This is a genomic window from Candidatus Erwinia dacicola, assembly GCF_001756855.1.
GTDB lineage: Bacteria > Pseudomonadota > Gammaproteobacteria > Enterobacterales > Enterobacteriaceae > Erwinia > Erwinia dacicola.
This window is the reverse complement of sequence record NZ_MAYS01000469.1, coordinates 1-1,628: the sequence shown is the minus strand read 5'-3', so window position 1 is coordinate 1,628 and position 1,628 is coordinate 1. Positions and strand designations below refer to the sequence as shown.

Below are 1,628 nucleotides of genomic sequence, written 5' to 3'. Positions count from 1 at the left end.
AGTCGACGGGGAAACTGCTGGGATAACGCCCCTATGGAGCGGTTCTTCCGGAGCCTGAAGACCGAATGGGTGCCGACGAAGGGCTATAACAGCTTCAGCGAAGCCCAGGGCGCGATAATCCGCTATATAACGGGATATTACAGCGCTATCAGGCCCCATTGGTATAACGGTGGTCTGACGCCCAACGAATCTGAGCGGCTGTACTACTTACAGTCTAATGCTGTGGCCAGTATTAGTTGATACAGTCTTTGAAAGATAAGACATTTCAATAACACGAAAGGCTAACTCATCAATATCTTTGCAACAGTGCCAAAAAATGACGGTGCCCACTTTGCCATTCCTGCCTTTAAAAATCCAAACGACATTAATCAACCGTAAAGCTATGCTATTCCCCGCCGATTTAAATCCGTTGGATGCAGTATTATACTCAATTCTTTCATTGATCAACCTATAAAAATTGGTTTTTCACATAGAAAAACACTATCTATCTATCAATTAACATTTATTAAAAACAACGTAAACCCGCTATTAACCATTTGCGCTAAAAGGTGACCTTCTTTACTGGTTTGTGAGCTAAGCTGGAACCTAGGAAGAGTTTTTCACGAAAGTGTTAACGTGCTAAAATTGGTTTGATATAAGTCAACTAAGCGTTGTTTTGTTGCGTAATGGATGATGTATCAAGAACATAATTCTGTACTGCTGTTGTTATGCTTCTGGCCCTGAATACTGTGTTTTGCCAGCGGCAACAGCGGTATACCCTGTTTCGATATTGTTGGGAATTTTAGGTAGCGAACACATGCAGACCCCGCACATACTTATCGTTGAAGACGAATTAGTCACTCGTAATACGCTCAAAAGTATTTTTGAAGCCGAAGGCTACATGGTTTATGAAGCTACAGACGGAGCTGAAATGCACCAGATCCTGACTGGAAATGGCGTCAATCTGGTGATTATGGACATCAACCTGCCGGGTAAAAATGGCCTGCTGCTGGCGCGTGAGCTGCGCGAGCAGGCCGATGTTGCCTTGATGTTCCTCACCGGTCGCGATAATGAGGTGGACAAGATCCTCGGCCTCGAAATCGGTGCAGATGATTACATCACCAAACCGTTCAATCCGCGGGAATTAACCATTCGCGCACGCAACCTGCTTTCACGCACCATAAACCTAGCGGCAGTGAGTGAAGAACGTAATCTGGTTGAAGCCTACCGCTTTAACGGCTGGGAGCTGGATATCAACAGCCGCTCACTGGTCAGCCCACAGGGCGAACAGTACAAGCTGCCGCGTAGCGAATTCCGCGCCATGCTGCATTTTTGCGAAAACCCTAGCAAGATCCAGACTCGTGCCGATCTGCTGAAGAAAATGACCGGCCGCGAACTGAAACCGCACGACCGTACCGTCGACGTGACTATCCGCCGCATCCGTAAGCATTTCGAATCGACTCCGGACACCCCGGAAATCATCGCCACCATCCACGGCGAAGGGTACCGCTTCTGCGGCGATTTGCAGGATTAATGTTAATGCGGGTGAGGCATGCCTCACCCCTACAAACTATCGACTTCCCCACGGTATAATCGTAAGCGCCCCATGTGAGACTTAGCGTAAGGATTATTTTACGGTCGAGAGGTTC

At 47.5% G+C, this 1,628-nt stretch carries 2 protein-coding genes; both read left to right on the top strand.

Going from position 1 to position 1,628, the window contains the following annotated elements:
* A partial coding sequence (locus BBW68_RS12430; protein WP_148127666.1) for an integrase core domain-containing protein occupies nt 1-240 on the top strand: 240 nt, incomplete at its 5' end.
* Nucleotides 241-796: 556 nt separating this feature from the next.
* The gene (gene arcA / locus BBW68_RS12425) at nt 797-1,513 is read left to right on the top strand and encodes a two-component system response regulator ArcA (protein ID WP_070135605.1); all 717 of its coding nucleotides are present in this window, start codon (nt 797-799) and stop codon (nt 1,511-1,513) included.
* The last annotated feature ends 115 nt before the right edge of the window (nt 1,514-1,628 follow it).